Below are 14,564 nucleotides of genomic sequence, written 5' to 3'. Positions count from 1 at the left end.
CATGCCCTGGGACCGGGACCAGATGGCCGCGATCGCCGCGGCCGAGCTGCAAAACGGCGACTACGTGAACCTCGGGATCGGCATCCCCACGCTCGTCGCGAACCACCTGCCGCCCGGAGTCTCGATCACGCTGCAGAGCGAGAACGGGATGCTGGGGATCGGGCCGTTCCCGCTCGACGGCGAGGAGGACGCCGACCTCATCAACGCCGGCAAGCAGACCGTCACGGCGCTGCCGGGCGCGAGCTACTTCGACTCCGCGACGTCGTTCGCCATGATCCGGGGCGGGCACGTCGACATCGCGATCCTCGGTGCGCTCGAGGTCTCCGAGACGGGTGACCTCGCCAACTGGACCGTGCCCGGGAAGCTCGTCAAGGGCATGGGCGGGGCCATGGACCTCGTCGCGGGCACGCCGCGCATCGTCGTCCTCATGGACCACGTGGCGCGCGACGGGTCGCCCAAGCTCCGGCACGTGTGCGGGCTGCCGCTCACGGGGCAGGCCGTGGTGGACCGGATCATCACGGACCGCGCGGTCTTCGACGTCGTCGACCTCGCGCCGCCCGCATCCCCCGGGGGCCCGACCGCCACGGACTCGTCGTCAGAAGGTGGCCGGGGTATAGCCCGGCCACGTTCTGACAACGCATCGGGACCAGGAGGACCCGGGGCCTCGCGCCGCGGCCTCGTGCTCCGCGCCGTCGCGCCCGGCGTGACCCTCGACGAGGTGCGCGACGCGACCGAGGCGAGCTACGCCGTCGGGCTCGAGGAACCGCGGCCCGCGGCCGGGGCGACCACCCGCACCCAGATCCGCCCAGGACACCAGGAGGAAGCATGACCGTCATCGTGGGGTACGCGCGCACCCCGTTCGTGCGTTTCAACGGTGCCTTCGCGACCGTGCCCGCCGCGACGCTCGGGGCGCACGCGCTGGGCGCGGCGCTCGCGGACGCAGGACTGGTGCCCGACGACGTCGAGCTCGTCCTCGCCGGACAGGTGCTCCAGGGCGGGGCCGGTCAGAACCCCGCACGGCAGGCCGCCGTGGGCGCGGGCGTGCCGTACTCGGTGCCCGCGATGACGCTCAACGCGGTGTGCTTGTCCGGCATGGAGGCCGTGGTCCAGGCGCACCGGCTCATCACCGCGGGCGAGGCCCAGGTCGTCGTGGCCGTGGGGCAGGAGTCCATGAGCCTCGCACCGCACGCATGGGTCGGGTCGCGGGCGGGCCAGAAGCTCGGCGACTTGACCCTCGTGGACACGCTCGCGCACGACGGGCTGCGCGACGCGTTCGAGCGGGACTCGATGGGGCTCAGCACCGAGCGCCACGGCGAGGGGCTCGGGATCAGCAGAGCGGCCCAGGACGCGTTCGCGGCGTCGTCGCACGCGCGGGCAGCCGCGGCAGCCGACTTCCTGCGGGGCGAGATCGCGCCGTTCCAGACGCCCGGGCGGGGCGGGCGCCTGGTCGAGGCCGACGACGGCGTGCGCGTCGACACCACGGCCGAGGTCCTGGCGCGGCTGCGTCCCGCCTTCCGCGAGGACGGCACCATCACGGCCGGGAACGCCTCGCAGATCTCCGACGGCGCCGCGGCGCTCGTGCTCGTGAGCGACGAGGAGGCGGAGCGGCGCGGACTGACCGGCGCCCGCATCCTGGGTCATGCGCTCGTGGCGGGGCCCGACGTCTCGCTGCACGCGCAGCCCGCGAACGCGATCCGCGCGGCCAGCGCCCGGGCGGGTCTCGAGGTCGGCGAGCTGTCCGCGATCGAGATCAACGAGGCCTTCGCGGTGGTGGCCCTCGCGTCGACGGACCTGCTGGGCGTCGACCCCGCGATCGTCGACGCCAACGGCGGAGCCATCGCGCTCGGGCACCCCATCGGGGCGTCGGGCGCGCGCATCGTCGGCCACCTGGCGCGGCGGCTCGCAGCGCTGGGCGGCGACGCCGTGGGGGCGGCCGCGCTGTGCGGAGGCGGGGGACAGGGCTCGGCGGTGGTGCTGCAGGGGTAGGTGATCCGGAGCGGCTGAAGGAGCTCGCGCGCTAGAGGTCGCCCTTGCGCTGCAGGAAGCGCATCGCGGCCCAGCCGATGGGGATGCGGGCCCAGTAGGTCGCGACACGGAACAGGATCGTGGCCGAGGTGGCGATCGCTGGCGGGATGCCCGCGGCGGTCAGGCCGGCGGTCAGGGCGATCTCGATCGTGCCCAGGCCGCCGGGGGTCGGGACCGCCGCGCCCGCAGCGTTGCCGACCAGGTAGATCACGGCCACGTCGACGAGCGCGAGCTCCTGTCCGAACGCCGCGAGGGCCGCGTCGAACGCGAGCACGTAGCCGAGCGTCATGATGATGTTCCCGCCGAAGCCGAGGGCCAGGCGTCCCGGCTGGCTGAGCATCTCCGACAGTCGCGGCCAGACCTGCTGGACCGTGGGCCGGATCTTGGCGAGCACCCAGCGCCGGACGGCCGGGACCAGCAGCGTCGCGATCACGGCGAGAGCGACGCCCGTGATCGCGAGCAGCACGGTGGTCGAGGGCAGCTTGATCAGACCGCCCGACCGGGCCGTCATCGACAGGACGACCAGCAGCAGGATCGTGATGACGAACTGCGACACCTGGACCAGGGCCACGGTCGCGACGGCCATGGGGGTCGACACGTTCCGCTTGGTGAGCATGCGCAGGTTGAGCGCCGCAGGGCCGATCCCGGCCGGTGCCGCGAGGGCCACGAACGACCCGGCCATCTGGGTCAGCGTCGCGCGGATCATGGGCAGCTTCACGGGCGAGAACGCCACGAACGTCAGGGCGGCGCCGAACCAGGTGAGGATGCCCAGCGCGAACGAGATGACGGCCCACCAAGGGTTGGCCTGGGAGACGGCCTCGGTGATCTGCTGGAAGTTCATGGTCGTGACGACCACGGTCACCGCGACGATCGTCAGGGTCAGCGTGATGATCGTCCGGGCCCCGAAGCGCGTGATGCGCTGGGGCTCGACGTCCGTCTCCGGCAGGCGCTCGACGAGAGCGGCCCGCAGGTCCTTGAAGAGCTCCTTGTTGGCGCGCATCTCCTCGCGCGTGCTCACGGGCAGCGCGATCGACTGGAGGAGCGGCCCGATCGCCGCGATGTCCTCGTTGGGCAGCACGTTCACGGCCGAGGCCACGGCGCGCTGCGCGCCCACGCGCAGCGCGAGGAGCGCGACCATCTGCGTGAGGTCCATGCGGCGCGACAGCTCGGACGACGCGATGTCTCCCTGCTCCCACCCGGTCAGCCAGACCTTGACCTCGGAGTCGTCGGGGCCGGCCTCGGCGCCCTCGGGGCGGAGGTCGACGGTCGCCGACGCGGGGTCCGTGCCCGTCCCCGCCGGGTGCGTCGAGGCGCCCCCCGGCTCTCCCCGGCTCACGAGCATGACGTCGGAGGTCAGTGCGCGGTGCGAGAGCCCGGCGTCGTGCGCGAGCTGGATCTGGTGCCAGGCCTCGGTGAGGACGGCGTCGGTGACCTCGTCGTCGGGCAGGTCGCGCAGCGAGACCGCGCCGACCGCGTGCTCCTGGACCAGGATCATCGAGTCGTCGGCCTCGGCCACGCCCAGCAGGCGCGGCGTCCGGACCCCTGCGGCGCGGGCCGCGTAGGCGAGCAGCGCGGTGCGCTCGGCGACGGCCTTGAGGGAGATCGCGGCGCGCCCCTCGATGCCTCGCAGGCGCAGCGAGCGCCAGAACCGCGTGATGAAGCCGACGACCTGCCGGTCGCCGTCGAGCACCACGACGTCGCGCCGCACCCCGTCCTCGGTGAACATCGCGTAGACACGGTTGTCCCCGGAGCGGGTCAGCGCGATGGCCGCGGGGTCCGACGGGGCCTCGGCGGGCTCGCTGACGCCGTCGCCCAGGGCGCCGGACAGGTGATCGCCCGTGATGCGCGCGTCCGCCGTGAGCGCCGAGTCCTCGTCCGTGCCGGCGATGCGCACGACGCCGACGTGCACCTCACCCGTGATCTCGCCGTCGGCGTTGACCTCGGTGATGGGGTCCTCTGCCGCCTCGGCGAGCTCTGCGGGCTGGGACACGTCGCGCACGCGGACGAGGGCGGTGGGCGAGTACCCGGCCCGCCGCACGCCGTCGACCAGGTGCGGTCCGTAGGCTCGCTCGCTGCGCACCCCTGACACCCACCGGACGGCGTTGCCGGCGATCCGGCCGAGCAGGAGCGTGATGATCGCGCCCGGCAGCGAGACCTGGGCCGTGATGAGGACGACGCCGAGCGCGATGAACAGCAGGTTCCAGGACCAGGCGACCGTGCGGCGCCGGGTGCGGGGGCCGGCCGCGGTGAGCAGGCCGCTGATCGCGGCGACGTAGCCGGGGATGCTGAGCTGCCACTCGCCGCGGATGCGGACCGACAGGCCCTGGATCAGGTCGGCCGACCCGAACGTCAGCACCGAGTAGGTCATGGCGATGCCCAGGAGCATGCCGATCGCGGCCGCGGCGATCGACTCGACGACCTGGCGTCCGAGCTTGCGGATGCCGAGCTCGATGAGGACGGCCGTGGGGATCGCGAGCGTCACGAGGCCCTCGAGGACCGCGACCGGGATGAAGAGGATCCTCGCGAGGAGGTCGGAGAACCCCTGGACGTCCTCGGCGACGCCTGCCGTGGTGCCGTGCGCGTACACGGACATGAACATGACGAGCGCGACGCCCAGGGCGCACAGCACGATCCCGACGAGGTCGCTCGGGTGGCGCACGCGCGCCTCGGGGGTGTCGACGATCTGGACCGTGGGGTCCGTCCCGTCGCCGACGGCGCGCGGGGTCGCGAGGAACGCCCGGAACGAGCGGGGGTCCGGGGCCTCGTGCTCGGTCGTCTCGAACGACCCGACCTCGTGGACCTGGGGGCGTGGCTCGGCCGTCGCCGGAGGACCGGCCGGGTCGTGAGCACGCGCAGACATGCTTGCGAGTCTAGGGCGGGAGGTCCCGAGAGGCGCGGTATTACGCCACTTTCTGCCGGGTGATTTGCCCGCTTGCTCCCGTTGTCCGACATGCTTCGCCGGGCGAGTGTGACCAACCTCCAGCAGGATGAACGCAGGTAGCGCTCCCATCCCGGCAGGCGCGCCGAGGGCGATCGCCCTGGGCGCGGGGCAGGGTGCACGGCGCACGACGAACGGTGGTGGCGCATGGTCCGGAGCAGGCGCAGAGGGCGGGACACGGTCGAGATCCCCGAACCGCTCAACGCGTTCAAGAACGTCTGGTGGCTCCCCGTGGTGCGCGGGCTGCTCCTGGTAGTGCTCGGGCTGCTGCTCATGATCCAGCCGCTCGAGGCGTTCGAGACGCTGCGCTGGGTCTTCGGGATCTTCCTCGTGGCCGACGCGGTCCTCGTCGCGGTCCAGGGCCTGGCGCACCGCAAGCAAGTCGGGTGGACCTGGTGGCTCGCGCAGGCCGTCGTCAACCTGCTCTTCGGCGCCGCGGTCATGTTCTGGCCGGACCTCAGCGTGACCGCGCTCTACTACGTCCTGGTCGTGTGGGTCCTGGTCCTGGGGGTCACGGCGATCGTGGGTGCGGCCGGGCTCGTGCGCAACAGGGACCTGGGGTGGCCGTGGCTGCTGACGTTCGGCATCGTCTCGACGCTGTTCGGCCTGCTGCTCGTCACGCGCCCCGTCGACGCCGACGACGTCCTGAGCCTGACGGTCGTCGTGTTCGGCCTGTACGCGTTCGTCGCGGGGGCGATCCACGTGGTCTCGGGCTTCGGGGTCCGGTCGGTCGCGCGCGAGCTCGCTGACCTGCGTGCGCAGGCGGTCGCGGCGGGCGTGGTCGTCACGGGCGGGTCGGTGCTGGGCGCGGGGGCCACGGCCCCGGTGGTCGCGGAGGCCGCGGCGACGCCCGCTCCGGAGGGCGTACCGGCGCCGGGCCCGACGGCGGAGCTCACCGCGGGCGGTGAGGTCACCGGGACGGCGGCTGGGTCGGGCGGGCCGGCCGGGTCGGGCGGGCCGGCCGGGTCGGGCGGGCCGGCCGGGTCGGGCGGCGAGCTGTCGCTGGCTCGCCCGGTCGAGGAGCTCGGCGGCGCCGGCGCCGGGAGCGTGCCGGACGTCCCTGCGGAGGAGCGCCTGCCGACCCCCGCTCCCGACGAGGTGACCGGGCCGCGCGAGCCGGGCTCCGACGTCGGGCAGGAGACGCCCGGGCGCTGAGCGTGCGCTGCCGGTGACAGCGCTGGCGGTCCCGAGCGGGCGAACCCGCACGGCGGCGGTCCAGCGCCACGAAATGGCCGTGACGCACCGGAACGTACTCCTCGGTAACTTCACGACTGTGATCCGTCTCACCATGTGGCGGCGGGGGTTACGACCCGGTAACAAGATGCTCGGAACCGCCGTGCTGAGCCGTTCCGGGGTGCTTGACCGAAACAACAGTGTGTTAGACATCACGGACCTTGGTCGCAGAACCAGGCCGTGGGAGCGCCACCGCGCACCCACCTCATGACCCCGAAGAAGAGGTGTGACGGATGACGACCGTTTCGAGGAAGCGGCTCCTCGCCGCAACGGCAGGCATCGCCGTCGTGACGTTCACGCTCACGGCGTGCGGCAGCGGCAGCGGGACGAACGAGGACGGCGGCAGCAGCAACGCGAGCGCAGGAGGCGCGCTGACGATCGGCACGACCGACAAGGTCACGACGCTCGACCCGGCCGGCTCCTACGACAACGGGTCGTTCGCGGTCATGAACCAGGTGTTCCCGTTCCTGCTCAACACCCCCTACGGGAGCCCGGACGTCGAGCCCGACATCGCGGAGTCCGCCGAGTTCACGGCGCCCACCGAGTACACCGTCAAGCTCAAGCCGGGCCTGAAGTTCGCCAACGGCCACGACCTCACGTCCTCCGACGTGAAGTTCACGTTCGACCGGCAGGTCGCCATCAACGACGAGAACGGCCCCGCCTCGCTGCTCTACAACCTGGAGAGCGTCGCGACGCCCGACGACACGACCGTCGTCTTCACGCTCAAGTCGCCCGACGACCAGGTCTTCCCCCAGATCCTGTCGAGCCCTGCCGGCCCCATCGTCGACGAGGAGGTGTTCGCGGCCGACGCGCTCACGCCCGACGCCGACATCGTCGCGGGCAAGGCGTTCGCCGGGCAGTACTCGATCGCCAAGTACGACTTCAACAACCTGATCTCCTACGAGGCCAACCCCGACTACCAGGGCGTGCTCGGCGAGGCCAAGACGGCGAAGGTCAACACCAAGTACTACACCGACGCCTCCAACCTGAAGCTCGACATCCAGGAGGGCAACATCGACGTCGCCTTCCGCAGCCTGTCCGCGACCGACATCGACGACCTCCGGGGCAACGACAAGGTCAAGGTCGTCGACGGCCCGGGCGGAGAGATCCGCTACATCACGTTCAACTTCGACTCCCAGCCCTACGGCGCCAAGGCCGAGGGCGCGGACCCGGCCAAGGCCCTCGCCGTGCGCCAGGCCGTCGCGGACCTGATCGACCGCGAGGAGATCGCGACCCAGGTCTACAAGGGCACCTACACGCCGCTGTACTCGTACGTCCCCGCGGGTCTGACCGGCGCGGTCGAGCCGCTCAAGGAGCTCTACGGCGACGGGCAGGGCGGGGCCGACGCCGACAAGGCCAAGGCCACGCTCGAGGCCGCCGGGGTCACCGTCCCCGTGGTGCTCGACCTGCAGTACAGCAACGACCACTACGGGCCGTCCTCCGGTGAGGAGTACGCGCTCATCAAGGACCAGCTCGAGAAGAGCGGCCTGTTCACGGTCAACCTGCAGACCACCGAGTGGGTCCAGTACGCCAAGGACCGCACGGCCGACGTCTACCCCGCCTACCAGCTCGGCTGGTTCCCGGACTACTCGGACGCCGACAACTACCTCACGCCGTTCTTCCTCCAGGAGAACTTCCTCGCGAACCACTACGACAACCAGGAGGTCAACGACCTGATCCTCCAGCAGGCCGCCACGCCCGACGCGGCAGCCCGCACGGCCCTCATCGAGGAGATCCAGGAGAAGGTCGCCGCCGACCTCTCGACCGTCCCGTACCTCCAGGGCGCACAGGTCGCGGTCGTCGGCACGGGCGTCGACGGGACCGAGGACACGCTCGACGCGTCGTTCAAGTTCCGCTACGGGGCGCTCTCGAAGAGCTGATCCCCGAGGACGCGGGGTGGCCCGACCGGCGACGGCCGGGCCACCCCGCCCCGACGGCTCTCGGCGGGCCGTGCGAGCGACCTCCGCCGAGCGCCCGCAGCACCGCAGGCAACCGAGCAGCGTGGCTCGGACCACGACGAACGGACGACATGACCACGACGACCGACCAGGTGACCACGGCCGACCCGCCAGGCGCCAGGACCCCACGCCCCACCACCCCGCGGCCCAGGACGTCCGGAGGAGGTGGGCTCGGGCGGTACGTCCTGGTCCGGTTCCTCCTCATTATCCCGACCGTCTTCATCCTCGTGACGACCGTCTTCTTCGTCATGCGCGCGACGGGCGACCCCATCACCGCGGCGCTCGGCGGCAGGCTCCGGGCCGACCAGCTCGCCGAGCGCATCCACGCGGCCGGCTACGACCGCCCCATCATCGTCCAGTACCTCGAGTACCTGGGCGGGATCCTGCGCGGCGACTTCGGCACCACGATCAGCGACAACCGCCCGGTCTCCGAGATCCTCACGACCTACGGTGCGGCGACGCTCGAGCTCGCGGTCTACGCGCTGATCATCGCGTTCCTGGTCGGCATCCCGCTCGGGCTGCTCGCGGCCCACCACCGCGACCGGGTCCCCGACGCGTTCCTGCGCGTCTTCGCGATCCTCTGCTACGCGACCCCCGTGTTCTTCGCGGGCCTCCTGCTCAAGCTGATCTTCTCGGTCGGTCTCGGCTGGTTCCCCGTCGCGGGCCGCGCCTCGACCGGCGCCGAGCTGCAGATGCTCTCGCTCCCGGACCCGTCGGGCTTCTACGTCGTGGACGCGATCCGCACGGGCGACCCCGCCGTCCTGGGCGACGTCCTGATGCACGCGGTCCTGCCCGGGGTCGCCCTGGGGCTCCTGACCGCCGGGGTGTTCCTGCGTCTCGTCCGGACCAACGTGATCGGGACGCTCGCGACCGACTACGTCGACGCGGCCCGCTCGCGCGGCGTCTCGGAGCGTCGCCTCGTCCGCACGCACGCGTGGCGCCCCGCGCTCATCCCGATCATCACGGTCATGGGCATGCAGATCGCGATGCTCCTGGCCGGGGCGGTCCTGACCGAGACGACCTTCGAGTGGAAGGGCCTCGGCTTCATGCTCTCGCAGTACCTCCAGGCCCGTGACTTCGTCGCGGTCCAGGGGATCGTCGTCCTGCTGGCCGTGATCGTCGCGATCACGAACTTCCTCGTGGACGTCCTCGCGGCGCTCATCGACCCGAGGGTGAGGTACTGACATGGCACGACGACTCTCCTGGGGACGCCTGCCCGTGGTCCACCAGCTCCGCCAGAGCGTCGGGCTCCAGCGCGGCATGCTCGTCGCGGGCCTGATCATCACGGGGCTCTTCCTCCTCACGGCCCTGGCCGCGCCGCTGCTCGCGCCCTACGGGTACAGCCAGCTCCGCAACGCGGACGGGGCGTTCGGCGCGCAGCAGCCGCCGTCGGCCGAGCACCTTCTCGGCACGACCGTGGGCGGCTACGACGTCCTGTCGCGCGTGATCTGGGGTGCGCAGACCGCGGCCCTGGTGATCGTGGTCGCGATCGCGGCGTCGATCGTGATCGGCATCCTGCTGGGCCTGGTCTCGGGGTACTTCGGCGGCTGGCTCGACCGCGTGCTCGTGGTCCTGTGCGACGCGATCTACGCGTTCCCGTCGCTGCTCCTCGCGATCCTGCTCGCGATCGTCATCAGCGGAGGCCAGTCCAAGCTGTGGGGCGGCATCCTCGCGGCCGCGCTCTCGATCACCGTGGTCTTCATCCCGCAGTACTTCCGCGTGATCCGCGCCGAGACCGTGCGGATCAAGGCCGAGGCGTACATCGACTCGGCGCGCGTGATCGGCACGCCGCACCGCCGGATCATGGGTCGGCACGTGCTGCGCAACGCGACGCGCACGCTCCCGCTCATCGTGACGCTCAACGCGTCGGAGGCGATCCTCACGCTCGCGGGGCTCGGGTTCCTGGGCTTCGGGATCGAGCCGACGGCCGCGGCCGAGTGGGGCTACGACCTCAACAAGTCGCTGTCCGACGTGACGAGCGGCATCTGGTGGACCGCGCTCTTCCCGGGCCTCGCGATCGTGCTCGCGGTCCTGGGCATCACGCTCGTGGGCGAGAGCCTCAACGACCTGGCCGACCCCCGCCTGCGCAGCCGCCGGGCGGCGGCCGTCGGTGCGGGCGAGGTCGCGGAGACGTCGGTCGTGCCGGGAGGCTCGCTCGTGGCCGGCCCGGCGGGCCTGGGTGGTCTGGAAGGTTCGGGGACGCTGGGCGACGAGGGAATCGAGGTGCGCCCGTGAGCGCGCAGCAGGCAGCAGGCGAAGGCCCGACGACGTCGCGCGAGCAGGGCGCGGTCGTCACCATCCGGGACCTCACGGTCTCGTTCGCGACCGACGCCGGACCGATCCTGGCGGTCGACGGGGTCGACCTCGAGGTCGCCCCGGGGGAGGTGCTCGCGGTCGTCGGCGAGAGCGGCAGCGGCAAGACCGTGACGGCCAAGACGATCCTCGGTCTGCTGCCGGAGACCGCGACGGCGCGTGGCGCCGTCGTGCTGTCGAACAAGGAGGGGACGGGCGGGTCCGACGTCGTGAGCCTGACCCGGTCCCAGCTCCGGGCCGTGCGCGGCACGGACGTCGCGATGGTCTTCCAAGAGCCGTCGGCCGCGCTCAACCCCGTCTTCACCGTGGGGTGGCAGATCGTCGAGGGGCTGCGCGCGCACCGGCGCGTGCGCCGTGCGGAAGGGCGCCGGCAGGCGGTCGACGTGCTGCGCAGGGTCGGGATCCCCGACCCCGAGACGGCGGTCGACAAGTACCCGCACCAGTTCTCGGGCGGGCAGAAGCAGCGCATCGTCATCGCGATGGCGCTCGTGCTCGACCCCGGGCTCATCGTCGCGGACGAGCCGACGACCGCGCTCGACGTGACCGTCCAGGCCGAGATCCTCGACCTGCTGCGGCGCTGCCGCGACGAGTTCGGGACCGCGATCGTGCTCATCACGCACAACATGGGCGTGGTCGCGGACCTCGCGGACCGCGTGGCCGTGATGTACCAGGGCAAGGTCGTCGAGCAGGCCGACGTGCGGTCGCTGTTCGAGGACCCGCAGGCCGAGTACACGCGCGCGCTCCTGGACGCCGTGCCCCGCGTCGGCGGGGGCGTGGTCAACGCGGCGGCCCGGGTCGAGGCCCGCGCCGACGGCTGGGCCGAGGGGGAACCCGTGGTCGTGGCCCAGGGGCTGCGGATCGAGTACCCGGGGCGGTTCCGCAAGCCCGCGTTCGTCGCGGTCGACGGGGTGGACCTGTCGATCCGCCCCGGCGAGGTGCTGGGGCTCGTGGGCGAGTCGGGCTCGGGCAAGACGACGATCGGCCGGGCCATCGGCGGTCTCACGCCCGTGACGGGCGGGTCGCTGTCGGTGCTGGGCGTCGAGATGCGGGGCGCTCGGGAGCGCGAGGTGCGGCCCGTGCGGCCGCGCATCGGGTTCGTGTTCCAGGACCCGGCGTCGAGCTTCAACCCGTTGCTCACGATCGCCGAGTGCGTGGCCGAGCCGCTCGTGGTGCACGGGCGGGCTGCCGACGCGGGGGACGCCCGGGGACGCGTCGACGAGCTGCTCGAGTCGGTCCAGCTCCCGCGCGCGTACGGCGACCGCTACCCGCACGAGCTGAGCGGCGGCCAGCGTCAGCGCGCGAGCCTGGCCCGCGCGCTCGCGCTCGATCCCGAGCTGCTCGTCGCGGACGAGCCGACGTCTGCGCTCGACGTGTCGGTCCAGGCGCGCGTGCTCGAGCTGTTCGCCGAGCTCCAGCGCGAGCTGGGGTTCGCGTGCCTGTTCATCAGCCACGACCTCGCGGTCGTGGACCTGCTCGCCGACCGGATCGCTGTGCTCTACCGGGGCAGGCTCGTCGAGGAGGGCACGTCGGCCGAGGTGCTGGGCGCGCCGCAGCACACGTACACCAAGCAGCTCCTGGCCTCGCTGCCCGTGCCGGACCCGGTGCTCCAGGCCGAGCGCCGGGAGGAGCTGGCGGCGCTGCGGGTCTGACGGTCCGGCTGCGGCTCTGACGGTCCGGCTGCGGGGCCTGACGGTCCGCTGAGTGCGGAGTTCTTGCGCGACACGCCGGGCGTGTCGCGCAAGAGCTCCGCACTCAGCGATGTGCCACTACCCGACGCCCAGCGCCTCGAGCCACTCGCGCGGCAGCAGGGCGTAGCCCACGAACGCGACCACGTCGAGGATCGTGTGGGCGATCACGAGCGGGACCACGCGGTGCCGCCCCCACCTGCTCGTGTAGAACCACGAGAACACGACGCCCATGACCACGTTCCCGACGAACGGCCCGATGCCCTGGTACAGGTGGTACGAGCCGCGCAGCAGCGAGCTCCACACGACGAACTTCACGCGGCCCCAGCCCAGGTCCTTGGTGCGCTCGAACAGGTACGCGACCGCGATGACCTCCTCGAGCAGGCCGTTCTGGAGGGCCGCGAGGATCAGGATCGGTACGGTCCACCAGTAGTCCGCGAGGTTGGCGGGGTTGACCTCGACCGTGATCCCCAGGGCTCGCCCGGCGACGTACAGCCCCAGGCCCGGGATGCCGATGACCGCAGCGAGCGCGACGCCCCAGCCCGTGTCGCGCCACGGCCGGCTGCCGTCGAGCCCGATCGCCCGCGTGACCGACCGACCGCGCGCCGAGAGCAGGTAGAGCGCGAGCGCGACCGGGATGAGCGCGAACCCGATGCTGAGGATCTGGTAGGTCAGGTCGAGGTAGGGGCGGGGCGACTGGCTGTTGTTGAGGCTCGCGCTCTGCTGGGCGAGCGGGGTGCCCTCGGTGAGGCGCGCGACGATGTTGACGACCGCGTAGACCCCGGACCGGCCGAGGCTCAGTCCCAGCAGGATCCAGATCTCGGCCCCGATGCGGCGGCGGGTCTCGGGGCGGTCGGCCGTCGTGGGGGCCCAGCGCGACCGCTTCCCGCCCCCGGCCTCGCCTGTGGGTGCCACACCGACCCCCGCTGTTCCGGGCTCGCGCGGCGTGCCGGTCGGTGCTGCTGGCTCGGCGCCAGAGCCGGGGGGAGTGCCGGGAGGAGTGGTCACCTGGTCGTTATAGCACCCCGTGCGAAGGCGCGCCGAGCGGTCTTCACACAATCCTCGTGGGTTGGTCAACAGGCGTCCGGGGGGCGTGCAGACCCGTTTCCTACGCTGGGAGGACCGTGACTTCGAACAGACCCCCCTCCATCAGCCCGGCCGCCCGAGACGACTCCGCAGCACCGAACGACCCCGCCGACGACCTCGACGAGAAGCCGCCAGGCATCAGCGTCACGCAGGTCGTGGCGAGCGCGCTCGCTGCGGTGAGCTCGACGGTCCTGCTGTCGTACCTGGGGGTCGCCGGGACGATCATCGGTGCGGGCATCGCCTCGGTCCTGACGATCGTCGGGAACAACATCTACACGCGCTCGATCCTCAAGACGCGACGCCAGATGAAGGCGGCCCTCCAGGCGGGCGTGGTCCTGCCGGTCGGCAAGAACGGGCGCAAGGTCCTGCTGCCGACGCTCGCGGGGTCCCACGGACAGGGCGCCGGGGGCTCGGACGGCTCCGCCGGTGGGCCGGGCGAGGGCACGGACGCGACCGGGAGCGGCACCGCGGTGCTCCCCGCGGTCGGGGACACCGCGCGGCTCGGCGACACGGCGGTGCTGGGCCCCGACGACCTCGAGGGCACGCACCTCGACGACCTGCGCACCGCGGCGGGCGCGCAGGCAGGGGACGGGCCCGACGGCGCCACGGACCTCCCCGACGACGGCGACGCCTCGGGCGACGGGGCAGCGGGCGATGACACGGCGGACTCGCGCCGGCCGAGCCGGCGGACCCTGATCCTGTCGACCGTCGCGGTGTTCGTGGTGCTCCTCGTGGGCGTGACCCTGGTCGAGGTCGTCGCCGGGCGGCCGCTGAGCGAGATCCTGCGCGGCGAGGAGGGCTCGGGGACGACCATCAGCCACGTCGTCTCGCGCGAGCCCGCGTCGACCGGCGACACCGGCGACACCGGCGACACCGGCGACACGACGGGTGGCACGACCGACCCCTCGACCGACACGCCGAGCTCGGGCACCACGCCCAGCCCGGCGCCGAGCGAGAGCGTGCCGGCCCCTGCGCCGACCGACCCGCCGACCACGGTCCCGGACCCCGAGCCCACCACGCCGGTCACGCCGGCACCGGACCCGACGCCGGGGACGGGCGGGGACACCGGCGGCTCGGGCTCGGGAGGCACCGACCTCGAGCAGCTGCCCGGTACGGGGACGGGCGGCGGCACCGGGAGCGGCACTGGTGCCGAGGGTGCCCCGGGGACCGGGACCTCGGGCTCGGCGACGTCCTGACACGCACCAGGTCCGTACCTGTCGCCGCCGAGAAGTGAGTAGATGCCCCTGATCCACGCGGATCAGGGCGCACCATGGCACTGACCCTCATCACGGGTGGCACCGTCGTCGGGCCCACGGGGCGCTCGCG

10 protein-coding genes are annotated in these 14,564 nt (G+C 72.5%); 8 read left to right on the top strand and 2 right to left on the bottom strand.

The window, feature by feature from the left end; all coding sequences use genetic code 11:
* The first annotated feature begins 1 nt into the window (after position 1).
* Together ACIPWA_RS19470 and ACIPWA_RS19465 are read left to right on the top strand one after the other, a co-directional pair.
* Positions 2–829 (top strand): 3-oxoacid CoA-transferase subunit B, encoded by an 828-nt coding sequence (locus tag ACIPWA_RS19470; RefSeq protein WP_400292254.1) that lies wholly within the window; start codon positions 2–4, stop codon positions 827–829.
* Positions 826–1,986: an acetyl-CoA C-acyltransferase gene (locus tag ACIPWA_RS19465; RefSeq protein ID WP_400292252.1), complete on the top strand. Its 1,161-nt coding sequence runs from the start codon at positions 826–828 to the stop codon at positions 1,984–1,986. The genes ACIPWA_RS19470 and ACIPWA_RS19465 overlap by 4 nt, the downstream gene beginning before the upstream one ends.
* Before the next feature lie 31 nt (positions 1,987–2,017).
* On the opposite strand, the gene ACIPWA_RS19460 is transcribed toward ACIPWA_RS19465, so the two are convergent.
* Positions 2,018–4,885 carry a flippase-like domain-containing protein gene (locus ACIPWA_RS19460; protein ID WP_400292250.1) on the bottom strand — a complete coding sequence of 956 codons (2,868 nt, stop codon included), beginning with the start codon at positions 4,883–4,885 and terminating at the stop codon, positions 2,018–2,020.
* Between the two features lie 225 nt (positions 4,886–5,110).
* On the opposite strand from ACIPWA_RS19460, the gene ACIPWA_RS19455 reads away from it, so the two are divergent.
* The 5 genes from ACIPWA_RS19455 to ACIPWA_RS19435 all read left to right on the top strand — a co-directional run bounded on the left by ACIPWA_RS19455 (position 5,111) and on the right by ACIPWA_RS19435 (position 12,116).
* On the top strand, positions 5,111–6,118 hold the full coding sequence (locus ACIPWA_RS19455) for an HdeD family acid-resistance protein (protein ID WP_400292248.1): 1,008 nt from the start codon (positions 5,111–5,113) through the stop codon (positions 6,116–6,118).
* A gap of 311 nt (positions 6,119–6,429) precedes the next feature.
* Positions 6,430–8,076 carry an ABC transporter substrate-binding protein gene (locus ACIPWA_RS19450; RefSeq protein WP_056761078.1) on the top strand — a complete coding sequence of 549 codons (1,647 nt, stop codon included), beginning with the start codon at positions 6,430–6,432 and terminating at the stop codon, positions 8,074–8,076.
* Between the two features lie 149 nt (positions 8,077–8,225).
* On the top strand, positions 8,226–9,338 hold the full coding sequence (locus ACIPWA_RS19445; RefSeq protein WP_082618128.1) for an ABC transporter permease: 1,113 nt from the start codon (positions 8,226–8,228) through the stop codon (positions 9,336–9,338).
* 1 nt (position 9,339) lies between these two features.
* Positions 9,340–10,389: an ABC transporter permease gene (locus ACIPWA_RS19440; protein ID WP_056644471.1), complete on the top strand. Its 1,050-nt coding sequence runs from the start codon at positions 9,340–9,342 to the stop codon at positions 10,387–10,389.
* A complete protein-coding gene (locus tag ACIPWA_RS19435; RefSeq protein WP_400292245.1) occupies positions 10,386–12,116 on the top strand; it encodes a dipeptide ABC transporter ATP-binding protein in 1,731 nt (576 codons plus the stop codon). Before ACIPWA_RS19440 ends, ACIPWA_RS19435 begins: the two co-directional genes overlap by 4 nt.
* Before the next feature lie 117 nt (positions 12,117–12,233).
* Here ACIPWA_RS19435 and ACIPWA_RS19430 read toward each other — a convergent pair whose 3' ends face one another.
* Complete coding sequence (locus ACIPWA_RS19430; RefSeq protein WP_068625072.1) at positions 12,234–12,983, bottom strand: CPBP family intramembrane glutamic endopeptidase; 750 nt, start codon at positions 12,981–12,983, stop codon at positions 12,234–12,236.
* Between the two features lie 293 nt (positions 12,984–13,276).
* On the opposite strand from ACIPWA_RS19430, the gene ACIPWA_RS19425 reads away from it, so the two are divergent.
* Positions 13,277–14,434 (top strand): hypothetical protein, encoded by a 1,158-nt coding sequence (locus ACIPWA_RS19425; protein WP_400292243.1) that lies wholly within the window; start codon positions 13,277–13,279, stop codon positions 14,432–14,434.
* Positions 14,435–14,564 lie beyond the last annotated feature (130 nt).

This window comes from Oerskovia enterophila, from assembly GCF_044748475.1.
Lineage (GTDB): Bacteria > Actinomycetota > Actinomycetes > Actinomycetales > Cellulomonadaceae > Oerskovia > Oerskovia enterophila.
The sequence above is the reverse complement of the archived record's forward strand: the minus strand, read 5'-3'. Positions and strand labels throughout refer to the sequence as shown.